The sequence below is a fragment of the Pedobacter frigiditerrae genome (genome assembly GCF_004331645.1).
In the GTDB taxonomy this organism is placed as follows: domain Bacteria; phylum Bacteroidota; class Bacteroidia; order Sphingobacteriales; family Sphingobacteriaceae; genus Pedobacter; species Pedobacter frigiditerrae.
Genome location: NZ_SJSK01000005.1, coordinates 118007 through 136052, shown reverse-complemented (window position 1 = coordinate 136052; position 18046 = coordinate 118007). Strand labels below are relative to the sequence as shown.

Genomic DNA, 18046 nt, shown 5'->3' with positions numbered 1-18046 from the left:
AAATAAAATTACTGTAACAATTTGAGGGTGAAGCGATAAGCTATAGTGCGTATTGGATTGTCCAAGGTGGTCAAGCCGCCTTTTATGAAGGATAGGCATTGGAATATGGTGTAAGCATAGGGGCTGACCGTAGGGGATTGTCACGCTTCGGTTTTGGTTCTTTACAATTTTGCTTTCGTTCTGAGGGCAATGGGGTCTTTGGGTTTGATTTAGGTTTTATGTTACAGCAATTTTCTTGGGGGGCTTTTCTGATCGCTTCGATCGTGCTCAATCTGGTTTGGTATGTCTTTGTGGGACTGGTGTTCTACCGGTCTGAGGTGCTGGCTTTTTTGTATGGGGAGGTTGATGATGGGGTTAGGGTTGGGGATGCGATTGCTAATGGAGGTTTGAGTAAGGTAGGTGTCTCTGATAAGGTTGGCAGTCGAGATGATGAGATTGAACGTGAAGTGGATGCTGCATTGATGGGGACTTCCAAATTGCCTGATGGGGTGGAGGTGAAGAGTTCAGCTCAGGTGAGCTTTGCGGCATCAGGTAGTGATGGGAGGTATGACCAGGTTGGGCTGGTGGCCGATGTGGTGCAGGAGCTGAAATTGATCTTCCTGAAACTGGAGAAAGGGGCGGGGGATAAGCGAGATTTCTTTCGACTGCTGGAAAAGGTGAAGGAGGAATATGGTCCACTTGGCGGTCATCCTTCGGTTGCTGCACTGACTGGTTTCATTGTGGGACGGGCTCCATTTCATTTGACGGCTGATGAAATCGAAAACCTGTGGTATTAGTTGAAGTAATTGTTTTAAGTATTTGAATATAAGTTTTATAACGTATTAAATATGAAGTTGATGAAGATAGGAAGGCAAAGCCTAATGGCTAAGCCCCAAAACAAGAGAGATTATTGTAGGATTTTATCATTTGTTGGGTTCAAGTGTGTTTCAACGGTGTTTTTGTTGGGTCTTGGGATGACGGCTTGGGCTCAAGACGGAAATGCGGGGATACAGGAGGCGACCAATAAGGTGAAGGGTTATTTTGATACGGGTTGTGACCTGATGTATGCGATTGGTGCGGTGGTGGGAATCATTGGTGCGGTCAAGGTTTTGTGTGCCATGAACTAATTGTTGCGTGAATAACAACAATTAGGTGCTTTGTAAATGATGAGGGTGGGCCCCTCGAAATCGCCTTGCAGGAGGAGGTTTCAAACCAGCGTATGCGGCTTTGGTTAAGAGCCTTGGTCGTGAGCGATACGTGAAAAGTCGGACTAGATTCCGGCAGGTGACTATGCAGAAGGTGAACGCAAGTGAACCATTGATGAGGTACCGAAATATGGAAGAAGATGTCGAAACCGAGCTCCAATACTTGGCTCGGGATAAGTCAGAGGGAAACCTGATTACTGCTCTGACGGCATCCGGTATAGAGATGGCACGAGCTGCATAGAGGCGTTTACAAGGAACTTGGGAACCTGTCGTAGGGATGCTAAGGGAGAAATTCAAGCAGAGAACCTGTTAGAATGAGAGTACCGATGCCCTGCACAGGGACAGACCAGTCTGTAGTAGTGTTGAAGCTTCTGTAATGGAAGTGGAGCGAAGGGACTGGCTTATTCAGCGAATTAATTTGAACAACTAATTAACATTAGGAGGATTTAAAATGAAAGACGCAAAGTCATTTAAAATTGGAAAACAGCTTGTTATGGAAGCTTACAAAAGAGTGAAAGCGAACCAAGGTTCAGCGGGAATTGATGATGTAACGATTTTGGACTTCGAGCAAAAGCTCGGGGACAATCTCTACAAAATCTGGAACCGTATGAGTTCGGGTAGCTATGTTCCCCCGCCCGTGAAGTTGGTAGAAATACCAAAGTCCGACGGTGGAAAACGACCTCTTGGCATTCCAACAGTTGCCGACCGTGTGGCGCAGATGGTTGTCGTGATGACAATCGATCCAATGATTGCACCACATTTTCATGAGAACTCCTATGCTTATCAGGAGAAGAAATCAGCACTTGATGCGGTGGCGAAAGCCAGAGACCGCGTAAGTGTCCTTCACTGGGTCGTAGACCTAGACATAAAAGGCTTCTTTGATAACATAGACCATGAATTGCTGATTAAGGCTATGGAGAAACACATCAAGTGTCCGTGGTCGATGATGTACATTAAAAGATGGTTAACAGTACCTTACCAGTTACAGGATGGTACTTTGGTGGAAAGAAGTAAAGGAGTACCGCAGGGTTCGGTAATCGGTCCGATACTCTCTAATCTCTTTCTCCACTATGTATTCGATAAATGGATTGCAAAGGAACAGCCGAGGGTGCCATTTGAACGGTATGCAGACGATATCATCTGCCATTGTGCAAGTCATAAACAAGCAGCATTTCTAAAGAGCATCATCAAGAAAAGGTTGGCGGACTGCAAGCTGGAACTTAGCGAGGCTAAGACAAAGATTGTTTACTGCAAGAAGAATCATCGTGAACTGGAACACAATATTATCCAGTTTGACTTCTTAGGGTACACTTTCAAACCGAGAAGGGCAATAGACCTTCACGGGGAAGTTTTCCTGAACTTTTCACCTGCAATCAGTAAGAAAGCAAGGACGAAGATATGGGAGACCATCAGAAAGTGGAACTCTGGAGTATGGGTACAAATGACCCTCGAAGATATCGCAAAGCAAATCAATCCCATCATTCAGGGATGGATTAACTACTATGGCAAATTCAATATCAAGGTATTGAAGAATGTCCTAGCAAGGGTAAACATGAAATTGGCACGCTGGGTTCGGTACAAGTTTAAAGGGTTTAGAAAACACAAGGTAAGGGCAATACACAGATTGGGCGACATCGCTTTGACGAAACCTGATTTGTTTGCGCACTGGTCTTGGGGAGTTAAACCTACTGCAAGCTTGCGAAATCGCAATAAGATTGCAGTTGACCGAATAAGAAGAGCCGTATGAGAGGAGACTTTCACGTACGGTTCTGTGAGAGGCTGATGGGTGCGATTCCCACGGCCTACTCGATCAACAAGTGGAATGCGGGTGAGCCGGATACCAATAAGGTAGCTGCGGCCTGGTTTGGATCGTGCATCTTTTTGGTGGTGGTGGCGACGGTGTTGAAGTCATTTTTTGGGATTTAAGTTTAGGGGGATTGGTGATGGCTAGTGTATATCAGGTTAATAAAGGAGTGAGTAGACCGATGGAGTTCAAGGGGCTGAAGGGTGTTTACATTGGGGTGTTGGCTGGTGGATTGGTTTTTCTCTTGGTGCTGTTTGCGGTCATGTATATCTTGAGAATGCCCTTGTTGGTATTGTTGCCGACCGTGTTGATGTTAGGTTCTGGCTTGTTTGCCTCGGTGTTCAGGCTGTCCAGGCGGTTTGGCGTGCATGGCCTGGCTAAGTATTTGGCTAAACGTGGTGTGCCTTCGTTTATTAGGTTCAGTTCTCGTCGGGTGTTTACGGGTTTGAAGGGAGGTGCTCGTGGTCGATTCTAAAATGATATTGCCGATTTATAAGGTGGAGCATGGTTGTATATTGTCTAGGCAGGGGGATATTACAGTTGGATTTAGGGTGATGTTGCCAGAGATCTTTACGCTCTCGGATAGGGAATATGAGGCTTATCACCAAGCTTGGGTGAAGGCCATTAAATTGTTGCCCCAGCATTGTGTGTTTCATAAACAGGATTGGTTTGTCAAGGGTTCCTTTGCTGCGGATTATGGATCAACAGGGGATAGCTTTTTGGCCAGGTCTTCCGAGCGTTTCTTTAATGAAAGGGCGTGTATGGATCATGACTGCTATGTTTACCTGACGAAAAAGCCCGCGGGTCGCAAGCTTTCTTCGTCCGCCTATTCGAACATACTGCGCAGGAACCTTGTTCCCGCGCAGACCGTAAGTGCGGCTGCTGTCCAGGAGTTCTTGGATCATGTGGGGCAGTTTGTTCGGGTGATGAGTGACAGTGGTTTTGTTGCTTTGGAACGGCTTTCGGATGATGAGCTGGCGGGGACGGCTAATGTGCCTGGGGTAATGGAGCGATACTGTTTTTTGCTGGCTGAGGGGCAGGCTTCAGTGATCAGAGATATCCATCTGCGCGATGAGATCAGGGTGGGTGACCAGCATTGCCAGCTGTTTACGCTTTCAGATGTGGAGGATTTGCCTTCGATGGTGGGAAGCAGGATCAATTATGATAAGTATTCCACGGATCGGACCAAGTTTTCGGTGGGCTTTGCCTCGCCAATGGGGCAATTGTTGAATTGCAATCATATTTATAACCAATATGTGTTTTTAGGTGATTCTTCGGTGACGCTAAAAAAGCTGGAGGCGAAGAAGCTTCGCCTCCAGTCTCTATCGGGCTATTCTAGGGAAAATGCGATTAGTCGTGATGCGGTGAACGATTTTTTGAATGAGGCGATTGCTGCTGGTCGTTTGCCCGTAAAGTCGCATTTCAACGTGTTGTGCTGGAGTTCGGATTTGGGGGAAATGAAGGAGGTTCGGAATTTGGTTTCCTCTGCCATGGCGCAAATGGATGCGGTAGCGAAACAGGAAACCGATGGGCAGGCACAGGTCTGGTTTGCAGGTTTGCCTGGCAATGAGGCGGACTTTCCAATGAACGACACCTTTGATACGTTCTTGGAACAATCTTGCTGCTTTTTTAACCTGGAGAGCAATTATAGATCTTCTGTTTCGCCTTTTGGGATTCGTTTGGGGGATAGGCTTTCCGGTCGCCCGGTGCATGTGGATATTTCGGATGAGCCGATTGCCTTGGGGGTGGCTACTAACCGAAACAAGTTCATCTTGGGTCCTTCGGGTTCTGGAAAGTCCTTTTTTACCAATCACATGGTGCGTTCTTATTACGAACAGGGGGCGCACGTGGTGCTGGTGGATGTTGGACATAGTTATCGTGGTCTGTGTGACTTGGTGGGTGGTTATTACTTTACCTATTCCGAGGAATCTCCGATTGCCTTTAATCCCTTCTTTTTGTCTGAGGGTGATGTGATGGATACCGAGAAAAAGGAGAGCATTAAGACGCTGCTCTTGGCCTTATGGAAGAAAGACGATGAAAGCTTTAGGCGATCGGAGTACGTGGCTTTGAGCAATGCTTTGACGCTTTATTTCGACTTTCTGGAAGGTCGTGCGGATATCTTTCCGTGTTTCAATTCCTTTTATGAGTTTCTGCAAAGTAGCTATGTGGAAGAGCTGAAACGAAGTAAGGTGTCTGAAAGGGATTTTGACATGAGTAGTTTCCTTTATGTGCTTTCGCCCTATTACCGTGGTGGGGAATTTGATTACCTTTTGAATGCGAGAACGAATTTGGATTTGCTTTCAGAGCGTTTCATTGTCTTTGAATTGGACCAGGTAAAGGATCATCCGATCTTGTTTCCGGTCATTACCCTGATTATCATGGAGGTGTTCATTTCTAAGATGAGGAAACTGAAAGGGATTCGTAAGGTGATTTTGTTGGAAGAGGCCTGGAAGGCGATTGCTAAGGAAGGGATGGCGGAATACATCAAATATCTGTTTAAGACGGTGCGTAAGCATTTTGGGGAGGCAATCGTGGTGACCCAGGAGGTGGAGGATATCATTTCCTCGCCCATTGTCAAGCAGGCGATCATCAATAACTCGGATTGTAAGATCCTTTTGGACCAGAGCAAGTACCAGAACAAGTTTGATGCGATTCAGGAACTATTGGGTTTGACGGATAAAGAGAAGGCACAGGTGCTGTCGATGAACAAGGCGAATGATCCCAAAAGGAAATACAAGGAGGTTTTTATTTCCATTGGTGGTCAATTGTCAAAAGTTTATCGGACGGAGGTGTCGCTGGAGGAATACCTCGCTTATACGACTGAAGAGAGGGAAAAAGTTCGGGTGAATGAGTATGCTAGGAAGTATGGTTCGATGCAGAAGGGGATACAGGTACTTGCCAATGAGCTTCTAGGGGAAGCAAAGGCCAGGCCAAGCCCTTCTTGAAACAGAATTAAGGATTAGTTAGCTAAGGTTTGGGCTTGGCAAGGGAAGCCGAGCTTTTAGCAAAGCCCCAAATAAAAATCAATAAAAATTTCATTTAAAAACAAATAAGATGAAAGCAATCAAATTATTGCTAGGGCTATCCTTATGTTTTGCTTTAGCCAATTGCACACGAGATCAGGTTCGGGATTTTATGCCTGGGACCTATGTGAATTCGGCAGGTGGCGAATTCAGTATCGCAAGCGATACCTTGAAAATAGAGCTAGTGGAGGGCAACAACTATCAGGTATGGAGGAGCACGGGTTATAACCTGATCAACGATGGAAAGGTTGGAAATCGGGAGTTGGAGAGGGAGGTTTGGAGCTGCGCCTACAGCACAGCCACAAAAACATTGACTGAACTGAAAAAGGGAAAAACGATTTCTTTCTTTCCGAAAATTGGGATTTTGAAAGTGGGGCGAAGGGTCTATCAAAAGATGAAGTAAAGGGATTTAAAAATTTAGATATGAATGTGATGAAGAAATTTATGGTGATAATGCCGATCTCTGCGATGACCATTTTTGTGTCATTGCCTACTGGGGCGAATGCGCAGGTGGCGTTTTTGGAGGTGATCAAGGCAGGGGTGAAAAAAGTGATCAAGGCGATGGACTTGAAGGTGCAGCGTTTGCAGAACGAGACGATCTGGCTGCAGAATGCACAGAAGGTGTTGGAGAACCAGTTGTCAAAGTTGAAGCTTGGGGAGATTGCGGATTGGAGCAAGAAGCAAAAAGAACTATATGGGCAGTACTATGAGGAGTTGTGGAAGGTGAAATCAGCTATTGTTTATTATAAAAGATTGCGTGATTTGACCGAAGTGCAGGTTCGGATAGTTGATGAGTACAAATGGGCGTGGAATTTATTTAACAAGTCCGGGCATTTTTCGGTGGAGGAATTGACTGCAATTGAAAAGGTGTATTCGGGGATCTTGGAGGTGTCCGTGAAGAACGTTGACCAGGTACTGAATGTCGTTTCTTCCTTTAAGACGCAGATGTCTGATGGGGCGAGGTTGGAGTTGATTGTTGCTGCTGCCGATGCAATGGAGGCCAACTGGCAGGATTTGAAGCGATTTAATAGGGAGAATAGTTTACTGAGTATTCAACGCGCCAAGTCCCTGGATGAGGTGGCTAAACTGAAGGAGCTGTATGGGATCGAGCATTAAGTTTTATTTGCGCTGTCCTTTTGGCTTTTGTCTTAGCGCTCATTTCAAGTTGCTGGTGATGATGGCCATGGTTATTTGCGGTTTGGGTTTGGGCTCAGGTTCGGTTAAGGCGCAGAGCTATGATGAAATTTTTAGGCAGAAAAAAACGCAGGAGAAATATCTATTGAAGCAGATTGCTTACTTGAAGCTTTATGCCGACCAGGCCTGGAAGGGCTATAAGATAGTGAGTGGTGGCCTAGAAACCATCAATGATTTCACTTCGGGTGAATTCAAATTGCACGAGGCTTTTACCTCGGCACTGTCCAAGGTTAGCAGTTTGGTCAAAAAGGATTTCAGGTTGGCAGAGATCATCCAGTTTCAGTTAAACATTAACTCTTCTTTTAGGGCTTTGCTGAAAAGCTCCGCCTTAAGCCCAGGTCAAAATAGGGCGTATTTCAGGCAGGTGCAGGAAAATGTGATGGTGGAGTGTAAAGCAGACTTGGATGAACTGATGGATATCGTGCTTTCGGGTGATCTGGAAATGAACGATGCGGAGCGGTTAAGCAGGCTTAAAAAGATTCATTTGTCGATGAACGAGAAAGCAAGTTTTGCAAGGTGGTTCTGTTCGGAGTCTGGGTTGTTGATGAATTTGCAAAGGACAGAAAATGTTGATATTAAATCGATAAGGAGGTTTTATGAAAAGAATTAGTGCAGGTGTTTTGTTGGTTGGGGTGATGAGCCTTTGCGGGCTGGGTGTGGCTAGCGCCCAGTCTAATGAGGCCAAACAGTTGCTGTTGAACGTGGAGAAGCTATCCCAGTTAAAGAACATACTGTCGGACATGAAAAAAGGGTATACGGTGGTTTCGCAGGGCTATAAGAAGGTGGCGGCTATTGCTTCGGGGAATTTTAGTTTACACGAGGTTTTCCTGGATGGGCTGATGATGGTGTCCCCTGAGGTGAAGAAATATAGACGTGTGGCGGATATCATTGCTGCCCAGAAGTCTATCGTGTCGGAGTACAAGTCGGCACTGCGGGCTTTTCGGGGAGCAGATGTGTTTAATCCTTCAGAGCTGGACTATATGGCTTCGGTCTATGGTTCTTTGTTTGATGCTTCCTTGCAGAACCTGGAGGACCTGACGATGGTGATTACTTCTTCCAAGCTGCGAATGAGTGATGAGGAGCGGCTGCAAGCCATTGATCGGATCTTTTTGGAGGTGTCGGATAAGCTGGAGTTTTTAAGGGGTTTCAACAGGGAAGCGGTGGTGCTGTATCAGCAGAAGAAAAAGGGGAAACGGGAGATCGAGCAGTTAAGGTCGTATTATAATTAATCATTGAATTTATGAAAAGGTATTGTTTAGTAGGGTTTTGGGCCTTGCTTTTAGCCACGCTTTTGCCCAGTCCATCATTTGCGCAGGGGATTTCGGATTCGCTGACGGGGATGCAGCCGGTCTTGGACAAGGTTTATCGGGAGATGGTGCCGCTGTGTGCCAAGCTGATCAATGTGTCTAGGGGGCTTGCGGGGTTTGGGGCGCTGTGGTATATCGCGGTTAGGGTGTGGAGGCAGATCGCCTCGGCTGAGGCGATTGACTTTTATCCCTTGCTGCGTCCCTTTGCCTTGGGAATGGCGATTGTGATGTTTCCGATGGTGATGGCCTTGGTGAATGGGGTATTGCAGCCGACGATATCGGCTACGGGAGAGATGGTGAAGGATTCCAATAGGTCGATTGCCATTTTGTTGGCGCAGAAGGAGGCTGCATTGAAGAAGACCAAGAAATGGCAGATGTATGTGGGTGAGGATGGCAATGGGGACAGGGAACGCTGGTACAAGTATACGCACCCTGATGATCCGGATGGTTCTGGAGAGAATATGCTGGAAGGGCTTTCCAATGACATGAGCTTTTTCATGGAAAAGCAGGGCTATAATTTCAGGAACTCGATCAAGCAATGGATGGCGGAGGTGTTGGAGGTTTTGTATGCGGCAGCGGCTTTGTGTATCAATGTGGTCAGGACTTTTATTTTAATTGTGCTAACGATCATGGGGCCGTTGGTCTTGGGGTTTTCGGTCTTTGATGGGTTTCAGCAGAGCTTGACGGTTTATTTTGCAAGGTACGTGAACATCTTCATGTGGTTGCCGATTGCCAATATCCTGGGTAGTATCTTGGGAAAGATCCAGGAGAATATGCTCAAGCTGGATATCTCGCAGATTGGTTCGGAGGGGGAAACGTTTTTTTCTTCGACGGATGTGGCTTATTTGATCTTCATGGTGATCGGTATCGTGTCTTATTTCTGCGTGCCTACGGTAGCCAATTACATTGTGCATGCGGGTGGTGGCAATACGATCTTGCAGAAAACGAACATGATCGTGTCTAGTTCCTCTAGGATGGCGACTTCGGCTGGTGGTGTGGGTCTGGGGATGGCGGCTGATGCCTTGGGGAACAATGCTCGCCTGATGTCGCAGGGTTATTCGGGTGCTGCCCAGGGCGATTATTTCCCGGATGGTGGCAATGCGCATCAACGGGATAAGCTAAGTGGGAAGTAGGTTGGGTTTTATTTGGGATTAACGCTTAATAATTAACGTGTTGTTGGATTTAAGATGAATGTTATGTTTACACAATTTAGAAATATCGATACTGCCTTTTCGCATATCAAGCGATTCTCTGTTTTTCTGATCCTGGCTTGCGTGCTGGTATCGGGCTTTGCGATCTGGAAGAGCTTTTCAATGGTTCGAGAGATTTCGGGAAAGGTTTATATCCTGGCCAATGGTAAGGCGCTGGAGGCTTTTTCGGCGGAACGGAAGGATAATGTGACGGTGGAGATCCGCGATCATGTGAAAATGTTCCATTTTTATTTTTTTACGCTTGATCCCGATGAGAAGGTGATTGCGAGGAACATTGGTGCGGCCTTGAACCTGGCGGACGAGTCGGCGAAGAAATCTTATGATAACCTAAAGGAGCAGGGTTATTATACCAACCTGATCTCGGCTAATATTTCCCAGGAGATTGTGGTGGATTCAGTCCAGGTTTCCCTGGATGAATATCCCTATAGGTTCAAGTGTTTTGCTACGCAGGCCTTGGTTCGCTCTACCTCTACGGTGTCGAGGAAGCTGGTGACCCAGGGCTTTTTGCGCAATGTTTCGCGTTCGGACAATAACCCGCACGGGTTTTTGATCCAGCGTTGGGAGACGGTCTTGAATGAGGATGTGCTTAAGCCTTAAGATATGGGTTTTTTTAGAAGAGCAAAAAAAGTGTATGATGAGGATTTGGGTGAGGCTCAGCTTTATACTCAAGCCCAAAAACTGGCTAAAGGTATTTTAGCGATACAGGCACGATGGGCAGTGTGGCTCAATGCCCAGGCCTTAAGACTTGGTCCGGTTGGGACAAAATTACTGTTAGGGGTTTTAGGGTTTGGCTTTGGCATGTACTGTCTGTGGCTGGTGTTATCTGCCTTTAGGTAGGGAGGTTTAATTAATTATTTATTTAATCAATTTTTTATGGAAACAAAAATGAGGGACAAGAGGAAAATCCTCTTGGTGTTACCGCTGCTTGTGATGCCTTTTTTGGCATTGGCTTTTTATGCAGCTGGTGGTGGAAGTGCTGGAGCAGGCTCGGATGTAATTGCATCGAGGGGCATCAATACGGCCTTGCCGGATGCGGACTTTAAGTCGGAGGATCCTGCTGACAAGATGGGCTTTTATGAAAAGGGTGCAAAGGATACTGCTGGTTCGGCTGGGGCGGGTTCAATGGCTGATCGTATGGGTTTTAAGGCTTCAGTGGAGGATGAAAGGACGGCGGAGATCAATGCGAAATTGGCTCAACTCAACAGGGAGATCAATTCACCGCCTGTTGAGGCTGGTGGAGGAAAAAGCTACGCTTCCAGCTCAGCTCCAAAGAAGGATGATGCTGGGATGAACTCTGATGTCGACCGGCTGGAAATGCTGATGAAATCGATGAAGGCTGACAAGGGTGCTGATCCGGAGATGGAACAGATGAACTCGATGCTGGAGAAACTGTTGGATATCCAGAACCCAGCTCGTGCGCAGCAGAAGGTGGTGGGCAAGATCTATGGGGACTTGGCTGATAGGGAGTTTTTGGCGGTGCCTGCGGAAATTGCAGATGCTGGGAAAGTAGTGCAGGGTTCGACGATTAGGCTTCGTTTGCTGGATTCGGTGGTGTTGAAGAACGTGGTGGTGCCTAAGGGGCATGAGGTGTTTGGGCTTTGTAGATTGGTGAACCAGCGACTTTTACTGGACATCAAGCATATCCGCTTGGGCAATGCGATTGTTCCCGTGGAATTGACCATGTACGGTTTGGATGGGATGCCGGGATTGGCTGCGCCTGATGCGGTATTTGGTGAAGTGGCCTCAGGTGGTGCGGTTGATGCCGTTGGTGGGATTTCGGTTTATGGCATGGAGGGGATTGCTGGTCAGGTGGCAGGAGCCGGAATTGATGCTGCGAAAAGTCTTTTTTCTAGGAAGGTAAAGGTGGTTCGGGTGAAGCTGCATGCTGGGGAGAAAGTGCTGCTGAGGAATAACAGGCCTTGATTGGGCTATGGTGAATGTTTGAAATGTTTAATGTTAACGGGACAGCTAGTCCCATAAATTTGATGTGATGGATGCAAAGAATCTAGAGAACTTGAAAGAGGAAATGGTGAAATTGGGTTTCGGTGAGAACCTGATTGGACAAATGGAGGCTAGGATGGCGGCGAATGAATCGAGGTTTATCCTGTATGATGAGCTAGAGACGGAAAAGGGAAGGGCTGAAATGGCGCTTCATTTTAACCAGTCTCGCTCTTCGGAGTTTTATTATTTCAATAAGTTTGATGTGGTGTTAGAAAAACAGCCGCCGCTGGCACCTGGTGAAAAGTATTTCGTGAGCTCGCAACGTCAGGGTGAGGATGCGGTCGTGAGGGAGTTTGATATGCCTTCGCTGGCGGTTAAGGAATTCAATGCCCGTTTAGAGGGCTCGAGGGATATTCGTGGGGCTGCACAGATTTATGCGGGTGTGGACTTGAAATCTTCAAGGGAATTGGCGACGATGGCTGATGGGAAGATCATTGACGTGGAGAAGGATTTCTACAAGACCTTGAAGAATCCGGCGCCTGGTCAGACCTTTTATTTGGAGAAGGGAAATGGCTTTACGCTTTCGCAGGGCTTGAACTTGCTTTCTGGTCGTTCGGTGTTTCGCCCTGACATGCTGGATATCCAGTTGAAGGAGTATTCGGCTTGGGTGAAGTTGGACTTTGATGCGGAAAAGGATCGTGGGGGTAGTTTCAAGAGCAAGACCTTTACCGAGAACTATGGTTTTGACCTTTCTGCGGTCTTGGATCGCTTTGAATTTAGGGAGTTGGGTTCGGCTGACAAGCGTTCAGAGTTGGAAAATGCCTTGAAGAATGGGGATCGTGCGGTGGTGACGGTTGACATGGGTGGCAAGAAAGAGGCGATCTTGGTGGAAGCGGTTCCTGAATTTAAGCAGGTGAATTTGTATTCATTGGAGGGTAAGTCCATCAAGCGTGAGGAGCACCAGAAAGAGGAGAAGATTGCCGAGGTTTCAGTTGGGAAGGATAAGGCGGTCAAAAAAGAACAGGAGCAGGGTTTGGGCATTTAATGGTTTTTTTTACCTTAGCGGGCTTAAATTAAATTGTTTAAACTTATTAATTTTTTAAAATGGAAAATTTCGGAAAAGTAAAAGAGCTTGTGGCTGCAGTTGAGGCAGATGCGATCAAGTTTTATGAGAATGGAAATGCTGCTGCTGGAACTAGGGTTCGCAAGGGGATGCAGGATTTGAAGAACCTGGCGCAGGTGATCCGTGCTGAGGTTACTGAAAAAAAGAACGCAAAATAATTAATCATTGTTATTGCAAATTTGGGAAATTAAAAGCTTCCGGCCTTTTGGTCGGAAGCTTTTTTTTTGATGGCAGGGGAGATCTGGTTGGGATATTTGGCTTGGGTAGGTAGTTTAGCCTTTTTTATCCCATCCTGTAAAAGAACTCATCAGCAACAATCTTTCCGTCTTTTACTTCGTACACACAGATTTCGCTCATTTTGATGCGTCCATGTTCTTTGTAGGTTGCATCAAAATCCATCACGATACTAAAATGGTGATCGGCAACAATGGGGTCTGAAATGGTGGAGCTATGGATTTCTGCAATGCTTTTCTCCCATTGAAGTGTTTTGTCCTTGACGGCCTGTTTGCCTTCGGTCAATTCCATTTGTGCACCTTTGGGTTCTTTGCTAGTGACGTTCTCTGCATAGAGCTCGTCTATGGCTTGGTCATTTTTGCCTTCGCGGCAAAGCTGTACCAGTTTGGAAGCTACTTCTTGTGTTGTCATGTGATTTTTGATTTGTTATGGCTAAGTTATTTAAAATATTTCCATTGACTGTTTCTTGAGTTTTAATTTTAGGTTAGCTAATGGTGAAGTAGCATTATTTATGGGTTTAAAAGAATGTTAACTTTTGGTATTCGATTGGATGGAGTTAACGTAATGATAATTTATTGTTAGCTTAGTGTTACCATATCTTTGCCGGATGCAAATTGCCGTATTTATCATCTATGAAATCCTCATCCGGTTGCAGGAACTCGACCCGGATTTGGGGGAGTACCTGATGAACAGAAAAACCGAGGACGGTATCTTGGTGCGTACCTCAAATGGGAGCATTCCTATTCCCGATTCGATACTGTTACGTCAATTCAACGATCCTAAATCCATCAGCCAGTTTGAGCTTCAGGATTTGTTGGGTAATTTCAAGTTGAGCTAATTAGGCTATTGATTGGTTGCTTAATTTTCAACATTGTTGGGTTCATCGATATGCTTCAAGATGGATATGTTTGTAAAGGTTAGGTTCCCGTTATGATAAAGGCTGCGTAATTTAAGGTCATGCAGGGATTAAATCACGGCCCTAAAACGGTAGCTTGACTTGAAAAAGATACCTTTGTATTAAAGTAACATGGCACTTTATTTGCAGGTTCGATTCCGCATGTTTTTAAATTATGGCTAAAATATTCGTTGCGGGATTTCCCCTTGACATTCAAGAAATAGAACTGGTGCAACTGATTGCCATTTACGGCGAGGTTGCTACCATTAAGATCGTACGGGATAAAAAGACCCATAAATGCAAGGGTTATGCGTTCCTGGAAATGGCTAGCCTGGAAGCGGCGAAAAGCGTGATAACTGCGCTCAACGGCACAAAGATGGGCAAAAGAGAACTGATCGTTAAACTGGCGGAAGAAACACCTGCTGAAGATTCTTCTGAACTGAATACCGTAATTCAACCGATTTATCAAAAAGTAGCGATTCGGACTGGGCCGGCAAAAATGAAGCGTCCAAGAAAAGTTAGCTAAATTCTTTGCGCACACCTTCATGCAGGTAACGATTGCTTAACACATATTTAATGTAATGTTATCCCTTGGGTATGTATTTTTGCCTGAGATTAAACCAGTTGCATTAGCATTGTACTTGCATTTCAGGCCTTGGGTTATTTGGGAACCTACTGAACGGTCAAGGTACTGTGAATGAAAAGGTACATACTGCTTAAGTGATTGCAAGCGGGATCCCAAACTAGTCTAGAATTTTAACAAAGCCATAGTCTCTTATTATGAAAGTGTACCTGTTTATTGCATTTTGCCTGATGATATCCGCGAAGGTTATTGCGCAGCATTCGCCAGCTTCAACGCAACCATTCCTTTTCTCTGTGAACACCCTTACCAATGATGCAAGCAAATGGAACTTGCAATTTGCTGGCAGTTATGGACGAAGGGCTACGGGACAGTTTGGCTACGACGGGCTGGGGCAACAGTTGGGGATTAAAGGTAGCCTTGGGAACAGGTTTACCATTAGTGGGAGTCTGGCGCTTGGGTTTGCTAATACAGGTAAAACGGCATCTGCACAGCAACTGGAGATCATAAGGGATATAATTGGAGGCAAGAAATCTAGTGGCTTCAGGTTGGGTGGGGGACTTGGAATTGGTCGCGATTGGTCAAACGTAAAGTCGGCATCGGGTAGGATTGCTGCATCCTTCGACAAAATGAATTGGCGGATGATTGGAAACCTGCGCTTTGAAAAGGCTTTCGACAGCAGCAGGGACAAGCTTGATTTTATTACCAGCTTTGGTATTCACCGCCAGTTAGCTAAGACCTGGTTTGTTGGACTGGAAGCCATAGGTCAAGATTTGGAAGGATTTTGGGAAAAAGATGAGGCGGAGGGGGGTGCCAAGCTGATGGTTGGGCCATCGGTGAATTTTCTTCCCACAAAAAGTAAACTTTCGTTCTCGTTGGCAGGTGGGCCTGTGTTTTATGCCACAAGGAGTAATGTGGCGGCCTCAGCAGCTTTTCGGGAACTTACACCGTTCGGAACCGAGAATGGATACACCTTACGTGCCCTGATTAATTTTAGTTTAGGAAAATAATTTGCTTAATTTCATATCATGAATATACGATCATTCGTCATCTTTATACTTTTCTTTAGTGTTGGGCAGGTTTTTGGGCAGTGGCCCGGTAAATCGGAACAAACCCAACAGGTATTGTTGCCAAACGGTTGGAAACTTAGTCCTGCGGGTACTTCGATACCCTTGGGTGATCTGCCATTGAACATGCAGCTTAGCTCATCTGGCAGTCTCTTGGCGGTAACCAACAATGGACAGAGCGGTCAGTCTGTACAGCTCATTGACCCCAGGAATGGAAAGATCATTGACGAACGGGTGTTAGCTAAGTCTTGGTACGGTTTGGCATTTACAAATGATGAAAAACACCTCTATGTTTCTGGGGGTAATGATAACTGGATATTGAATTTTAAACTGAAGGATGGAAAGTTTGGCCATAGCGATACGATAAAATTGGGGAAGGTTTGGCCTAAGGAAAAGATCGGGCCTGCCGGGATCGCTGTCAATCGTGCAAATACCACGTTGTTTGTCGTCACAAAGGAGGATAGCAGTGTGTATGTGATCGATCCCGCAAGGAGACAGGTATTGAAAAGAATACAACTGCCGGCAATAGCGTATAGCTGCCTGCTTTCGCCAGATGAAAATAGACTTTACGTTTCCCTGTGGGGTGGAAGGTCGGTTGCCGTCTTAAATACTAGTACTTCCTTGATCGAGAAGCTTATTCCGGTAGGTGATCATCCCAATGAGCTTTTGCTGAACAGAAAAGGGAACTATCTCTTTGTGGCGAATGCAAACGATAATACCGTTTCAGTGATCAGTACCAGTAGCAATAAGGTTATTGAGGTCATAGCGACCACTTTATATGCGACGCAATTAACGGGATCGACAACGAATGGCTTGGCTTTGAGTGATAATGAAAAAACACTTTTCATCGCTAATGCTGATAACAATTGTCTAGCGGTCTTTGATATTTCCAAACCTGGTGCAAGTGCCAGCATGGGATTTATCCCAGTGGGTTGGTACCCGACAAATGTTAAAACACTAGGCAACAAAATCTTGGTCACAAATGGGAAGGGAAATACATCCCTTCCCAATCCCCAGGGGCCACAGCCGGTTGCCAAGGTTGATAACAGTGGTTACCACATGGGAAGTACAGCGAACAGTAGGTTACAGTACATCGGAGGACTTTTTAAAGGTTCACTTTCCCTGATCCCGATACCAAAACCGGAGCAGTTGAAGGAGTATACCAAACAGGTGTATGCCAATACGCCGTTCAATGATCAAAGAACCGTTGTGGCAGATGGTGAGACAGGGAATCCAATCCCTCGTAAGTTGGGGGAGAAATCGCCAATCAAGCATGTGTTTTACATCATCAAGGAAAACAGGACTTATGACCAGGTGTTGGGTGATTTGCCTGGTGGAAATGGCGATTCTTCCCTCACGCTTTTTGGAAGGACCATAACGCCCAATCAACATAATTTCGCAAGGGACTACGTTTTGTTGGATAATTTCTACGTTGATGCAGAGGTAAGTGCAGACGGTCACAATTGGAGTATGGCTGCTTATGCGACAGACATCGTGGAAAAAACATGGCCTACGAGTTATGGTGGCAGGGGAGGTTCCACTACTTTCGAGGGCGGGCGACCGGTGACCTATCCCAAAGATGGTTTTATTTGGGATTATTGTCAACGTGCAGGTGTTACTTACAGGAGTTATGGCGAATTCGGAAATTATCAGAAGGCGAATATCAAGTCGTTACAAGGACACATGGGCCCGCATTCGCCAGGGTTTAATATGGATATTACAGATCAGGTAAGGGTGGAGGCCTGGATGCATGACTTTGATTCATTGGTGGTTGCGGGTACTGTTCCACAATTCAATACCTTGCGTATCTCCAACGACCATACCAGTGGGCAAAAGATCGGGAAAGTCTCACCACAAGCGGCAGTTGCGGATAACGATTACGCTGTGGGAAGGTTTTTGGAACATCTTTCCCATAGTCCGATTTGGAAAGAATCGGTCGTGTTTATCTTGGAGGATGATGCACAAAATGGTCCGGACCATATAGATGCACACCGTTCTCCAGCATTTGTACTGGGGCCATATGTTAAACGGAATAAAGCTGTTCATACCATGTATTCTACCTCTGGCTTTTTAAGGACAATGGAATTAATTCTGGGCTTACCCCCGATGAGCCAATACGATGCCGGGGCAATGCCTTTATTCGAGTGCTTTACCAATATCCCTGATTTCACGCCCTATACAGCCATTAAACCGCTAATCAACCTTGATACCAGGAATACTGCCCGTAATGAAAGTAGTAGGCGCTCCGAGTTCTTTAACTTTGCAAAAGAAGATTCTGTGCCGGATCTTGAGTTGAATGAAGTTGTTTGGAAGTCGGTAAAAGGTGAGGATTCAACAATGCCAGCGCCAAAAAGAAGTGCGTTCGTGATACTTGAAAAGAAGAAAAAAGCAGATGAGGACGATAAATAATTAGCTATTGTGTTTCCTGGTTTATTTATCTTTTCCTCCTTTAGGTTCAATACGGCCATGGTCTTCGATCTTCC

General features: G+C 45.8%; 19 protein-coding genes and 2 pseudogenes. 20 read left to right on the top strand and 1 reads right to left on the bottom strand.

Features of this window, described 5'->3' with window-relative positions:
* The first annotated feature begins 98 nt into the window (after positions 1–98).
* From EZ428_RS18295 to EZ428_RS18220, 16 genes and pseudogenes are all read left to right on the top strand, one after another.
* Entirely contained in the window at positions 99–776 is a 678-nt protein-coding gene (locus EZ428_RS18295) for a hypothetical protein (protein WP_131554650.1), read from the top strand.
* Positions 777–860: 84 nt separating this feature from the next.
* Positions 861–1103: pseudogene (locus EZ428_RS24240) on the top strand (DUF4134 family protein); the annotation flags it as partial.
* Positions 1104–1635: 532 nt separating this feature from the next.
* A complete protein-coding gene (gene ltrA, locus EZ428_RS18285) occupies positions 1636–2931 on the top strand; it encodes a group II intron reverse transcriptase/maturase (protein ID WP_131554649.1) in 1296 nt (431 codons plus the stop codon).
* Positions 2932–2996: 65 nt separating this feature from the next.
* A pseudogene (locus EZ428_RS18280) lies at positions 2997–3110 on the top strand (DUF4134 family protein); the annotation flags it as partial.
* Positions 3111–3127: 17 nt separating this feature from the next.
* A complete protein-coding gene (locus EZ428_RS18275) occupies positions 3128–3463 on the top strand; it encodes a DUF4133 domain-containing protein (protein ID WP_131554648.1) in 336 nt (111 codons plus the stop codon).
* 1 nt (position 3464) lies between these two features.
* The gene (locus EZ428_RS18270) at positions 3465–5933 is read left to right on the top strand and encodes a TraG family conjugative transposon ATPase (protein WP_131554647.1); all 2469 of its coding nucleotides are present in this window, start codon (positions 3465–3467) and stop codon (positions 5931–5933) included.
* A gap of 109 nt (positions 5934–6042) precedes the next feature.
* Positions 6043–6414, top strand: a complete 372-nt coding sequence (locus EZ428_RS18265; protein ID WP_131554646.1) for a hypothetical protein — start codon at positions 6043–6045, stop codon at positions 6412–6414.
* 29 nt (positions 6415–6443) lie between these two features.
* Positions 6444–7127: a conjugal transfer protein TraI gene (locus tag EZ428_RS18260; protein WP_131554645.1), complete on the top strand. Its 684-nt coding sequence runs from the start codon at positions 6444–6446 to the stop codon at positions 7125–7127.
* Positions 7111–7815, top strand: coding sequence for a hypothetical protein (locus EZ428_RS18255; RefSeq protein ID WP_131554644.1), 705 nt, complete (start codon positions 7111–7113; stop codon positions 7813–7815). Before EZ428_RS18260 ends, EZ428_RS18255 begins: the two co-directional genes overlap by 17 nt.
* Positions 7802–8434 carry a TerB family tellurite resistance protein gene (locus EZ428_RS18250; RefSeq protein WP_131554643.1) on the top strand — a complete coding sequence of 211 codons (633 nt, stop codon included), beginning with the start codon at positions 7802–7804 and terminating at the stop codon, positions 8432–8434. The genes EZ428_RS18255 and EZ428_RS18250 overlap by 14 nt, the downstream gene beginning before the upstream one ends.
* Before the next feature lie 11 nt (positions 8435–8445).
* Positions 8446–9645: a conjugative transposon protein TraJ gene (gene traJ, locus EZ428_RS18245; RefSeq protein WP_131554642.1), complete on the top strand. Its 1200-nt coding sequence runs from the start codon at positions 8446–8448 to the stop codon at positions 9643–9645.
* A gap of 63 nt (positions 9646–9708) precedes the next feature.
* Positions 9709–10320, top strand: coding sequence for a conjugative transposon protein TraK (gene traK, locus EZ428_RS18240; protein ID WP_131554641.1), 612 nt, complete (start codon positions 9709–9711; stop codon positions 10318–10320).
* Positions 10321–10323: 3 nt separating this feature from the next.
* Positions 10324–10560: a hypothetical protein gene (locus EZ428_RS18235; RefSeq protein ID WP_131554640.1), complete on the top strand. Its 237-nt coding sequence runs from the start codon at positions 10324–10326 to the stop codon at positions 10558–10560.
* A gap of 36 nt (positions 10561–10596) precedes the next feature.
* Positions 10597–11646 carry a conjugative transposon protein TraM gene (traM, locus tag EZ428_RS18230; RefSeq protein WP_131554639.1) on the top strand — a complete coding sequence of 350 codons (1050 nt, stop codon included), beginning with the start codon at positions 10597–10599 and terminating at the stop codon, positions 11644–11646.
* 67 nt (positions 11647–11713) lie between these two features.
* Positions 11714–12709 (top strand): hypothetical protein, encoded by a 996-nt coding sequence (locus EZ428_RS18225; protein ID WP_131554638.1) that lies wholly within the window; start codon positions 11714–11716, stop codon positions 12707–12709.
* A gap of 59 nt (positions 12710–12768) precedes the next feature.
* Positions 12769–12945, top strand: coding sequence for a histone H1 (locus EZ428_RS18220; protein ID WP_131554637.1), 177 nt, complete (start codon positions 12769–12771; stop codon positions 12943–12945).
* 124 nt (positions 12946–13069) lie between these two features.
* Here the strand turns inward: EZ428_RS18220 and EZ428_RS18215 are convergent, their stop codons facing one another.
* A complete protein-coding gene (locus EZ428_RS18215; RefSeq protein ID WP_131554636.1) occupies positions 13070–13432 on the bottom strand; it encodes a nuclear transport factor 2 family protein in 363 nt (120 codons plus the stop codon).
* A 196-nt stretch (positions 13433–13628) separates the two neighbouring features.
* On the opposite strand from EZ428_RS18215, the gene EZ428_RS18210 reads away from it, so the two are divergent.
* The 4 genes from EZ428_RS18210 to EZ428_RS18195 all read left to right on the top strand — a co-directional run bounded on the left by EZ428_RS18210 (position 13629) and on the right by EZ428_RS18195 (position 17972).
* A complete protein-coding gene (locus EZ428_RS18210) occupies positions 13629–13859 on the top strand; it encodes a hypothetical protein (RefSeq protein ID WP_131554635.1) in 231 nt (76 codons plus the stop codon).
* Positions 13860–14091: 232 nt separating this feature from the next.
* Positions 14092–14442, top strand: coding sequence for an RNA recognition motif domain-containing protein (locus tag EZ428_RS18205; RefSeq protein ID WP_131554634.1), 351 nt, complete (start codon positions 14092–14094; stop codon positions 14440–14442).
* 254 nt (positions 14443–14696) lie between these two features.
* Positions 14697–15506: a hypothetical protein gene (locus EZ428_RS18200; RefSeq protein WP_131554633.1), complete on the top strand. Its 810-nt coding sequence runs from the start codon at positions 14697–14699 to the stop codon at positions 15504–15506.
* An 18-nt stretch (positions 15507–15524) separates the two neighbouring features.
* Complete coding sequence (locus EZ428_RS18195) at positions 15525–17972, top strand: bifunctional YncE family protein/alkaline phosphatase family protein (protein ID WP_131554632.1); 2448 nt, start codon at positions 15525–15527, stop codon at positions 17970–17972.
* Positions 17973–18046 lie beyond the last annotated feature (74 nt).

Excerpts from the sequence above, each read along its gene's own strand:
- ltrA (WP_131554649.1), top strand. The coding sequence starts at position 1,636 with ATGAAAGACGCAAAGTCATTTAAAATTGGAAAACAGCTTGTTATGGAA.
- EZ428_RS18275 (WP_131554648.1), top strand. The coding sequence starts at position 3,128 with ATGGCTAGTGTATATCAGGTTAATAAAGGAGTGAGTAGACCGATGGAG.
- EZ428_RS18270 (WP_131554647.1), top strand. The coding sequence starts at position 3,465 with ATGATATTGCCGATTTATAAGGTGGAGCATGGTTGTATATTGTCTAGG.
- EZ428_RS18265 (WP_131554646.1), top strand. The coding sequence starts at position 6,043 with ATGAAAGCAATCAAATTATTGCTAGGGCTATCCTTATGTTTTGCTTTA.
- EZ428_RS18260 (WP_131554645.1), top strand. The coding sequence starts at position 6,444 with ATGAAGAAATTTATGGTGATAATGCCGATCTCTGCGATGACCATTTTT.
- EZ428_RS18255 (WP_131554644.1), top strand. The coding sequence starts at position 7,111 with ATGGGATCGAGCATTAAGTTTTATTTGCGCTGTCCTTTTGGCTTTTGT.
- EZ428_RS18250 (WP_131554643.1), top strand. The coding sequence starts at position 7,802 with ATGAAAAGAATTAGTGCAGGTGTTTTGTTGGTTGGGGTGATGAGCCTT.
- traJ (WP_131554642.1), top strand. The coding sequence starts at position 8,446 with ATGAAAAGGTATTGTTTAGTAGGGTTTTGGGCCTTGCTTTTAGCCACG.
- traK (WP_131554641.1), top strand. The coding sequence starts at position 9,709 with ATGTTTACACAATTTAGAAATATCGATACTGCCTTTTCGCATATCAAG.
- EZ428_RS18235 (WP_131554640.1), top strand. The coding sequence starts at position 10,324 with ATGGGTTTTTTTAGAAGAGCAAAAAAAGTGTATGATGAGGATTTGGGT.
- traM (WP_131554639.1), top strand. The coding sequence starts at position 10,597 with ATGGAAACAAAAATGAGGGACAAGAGGAAAATCCTCTTGGTGTTACCG.
- EZ428_RS18225 (WP_131554638.1), top strand. The coding sequence starts at position 11,714 with ATGGATGCAAAGAATCTAGAGAACTTGAAAGAGGAAATGGTGAAATTG.
- EZ428_RS18220 (WP_131554637.1), top strand. The coding sequence starts at position 12,769 with ATGGAAAATTTCGGAAAAGTAAAAGAGCTTGTGGCTGCAGTTGAGGCA.
- EZ428_RS18215 (WP_131554636.1), bottom strand. The coding sequence starts at position 13,432 with ATGACAACACAAGAAGTAGCTTCCAAACTGGTACAGCTTTGCCGCGAA.
- EZ428_RS18210 (WP_131554635.1), top strand. The coding sequence starts at position 13,629 with ATGCAAATTGCCGTATTTATCATCTATGAAATCCTCATCCGGTTGCAG.
- EZ428_RS18205 (WP_131554634.1), top strand. The coding sequence starts at position 14,092 with ATGGCTAAAATATTCGTTGCGGGATTTCCCCTTGACATTCAAGAAATA.
- EZ428_RS18200 (WP_131554633.1), top strand. The coding sequence starts at position 14,697 with ATGAAAGTGTACCTGTTTATTGCATTTTGCCTGATGATATCCGCGAAG.
- EZ428_RS18195 (WP_131554632.1), top strand. The coding sequence starts at position 15,525 with ATGAATATACGATCATTCGTCATCTTTATACTTTTCTTTAGTGTTGGG.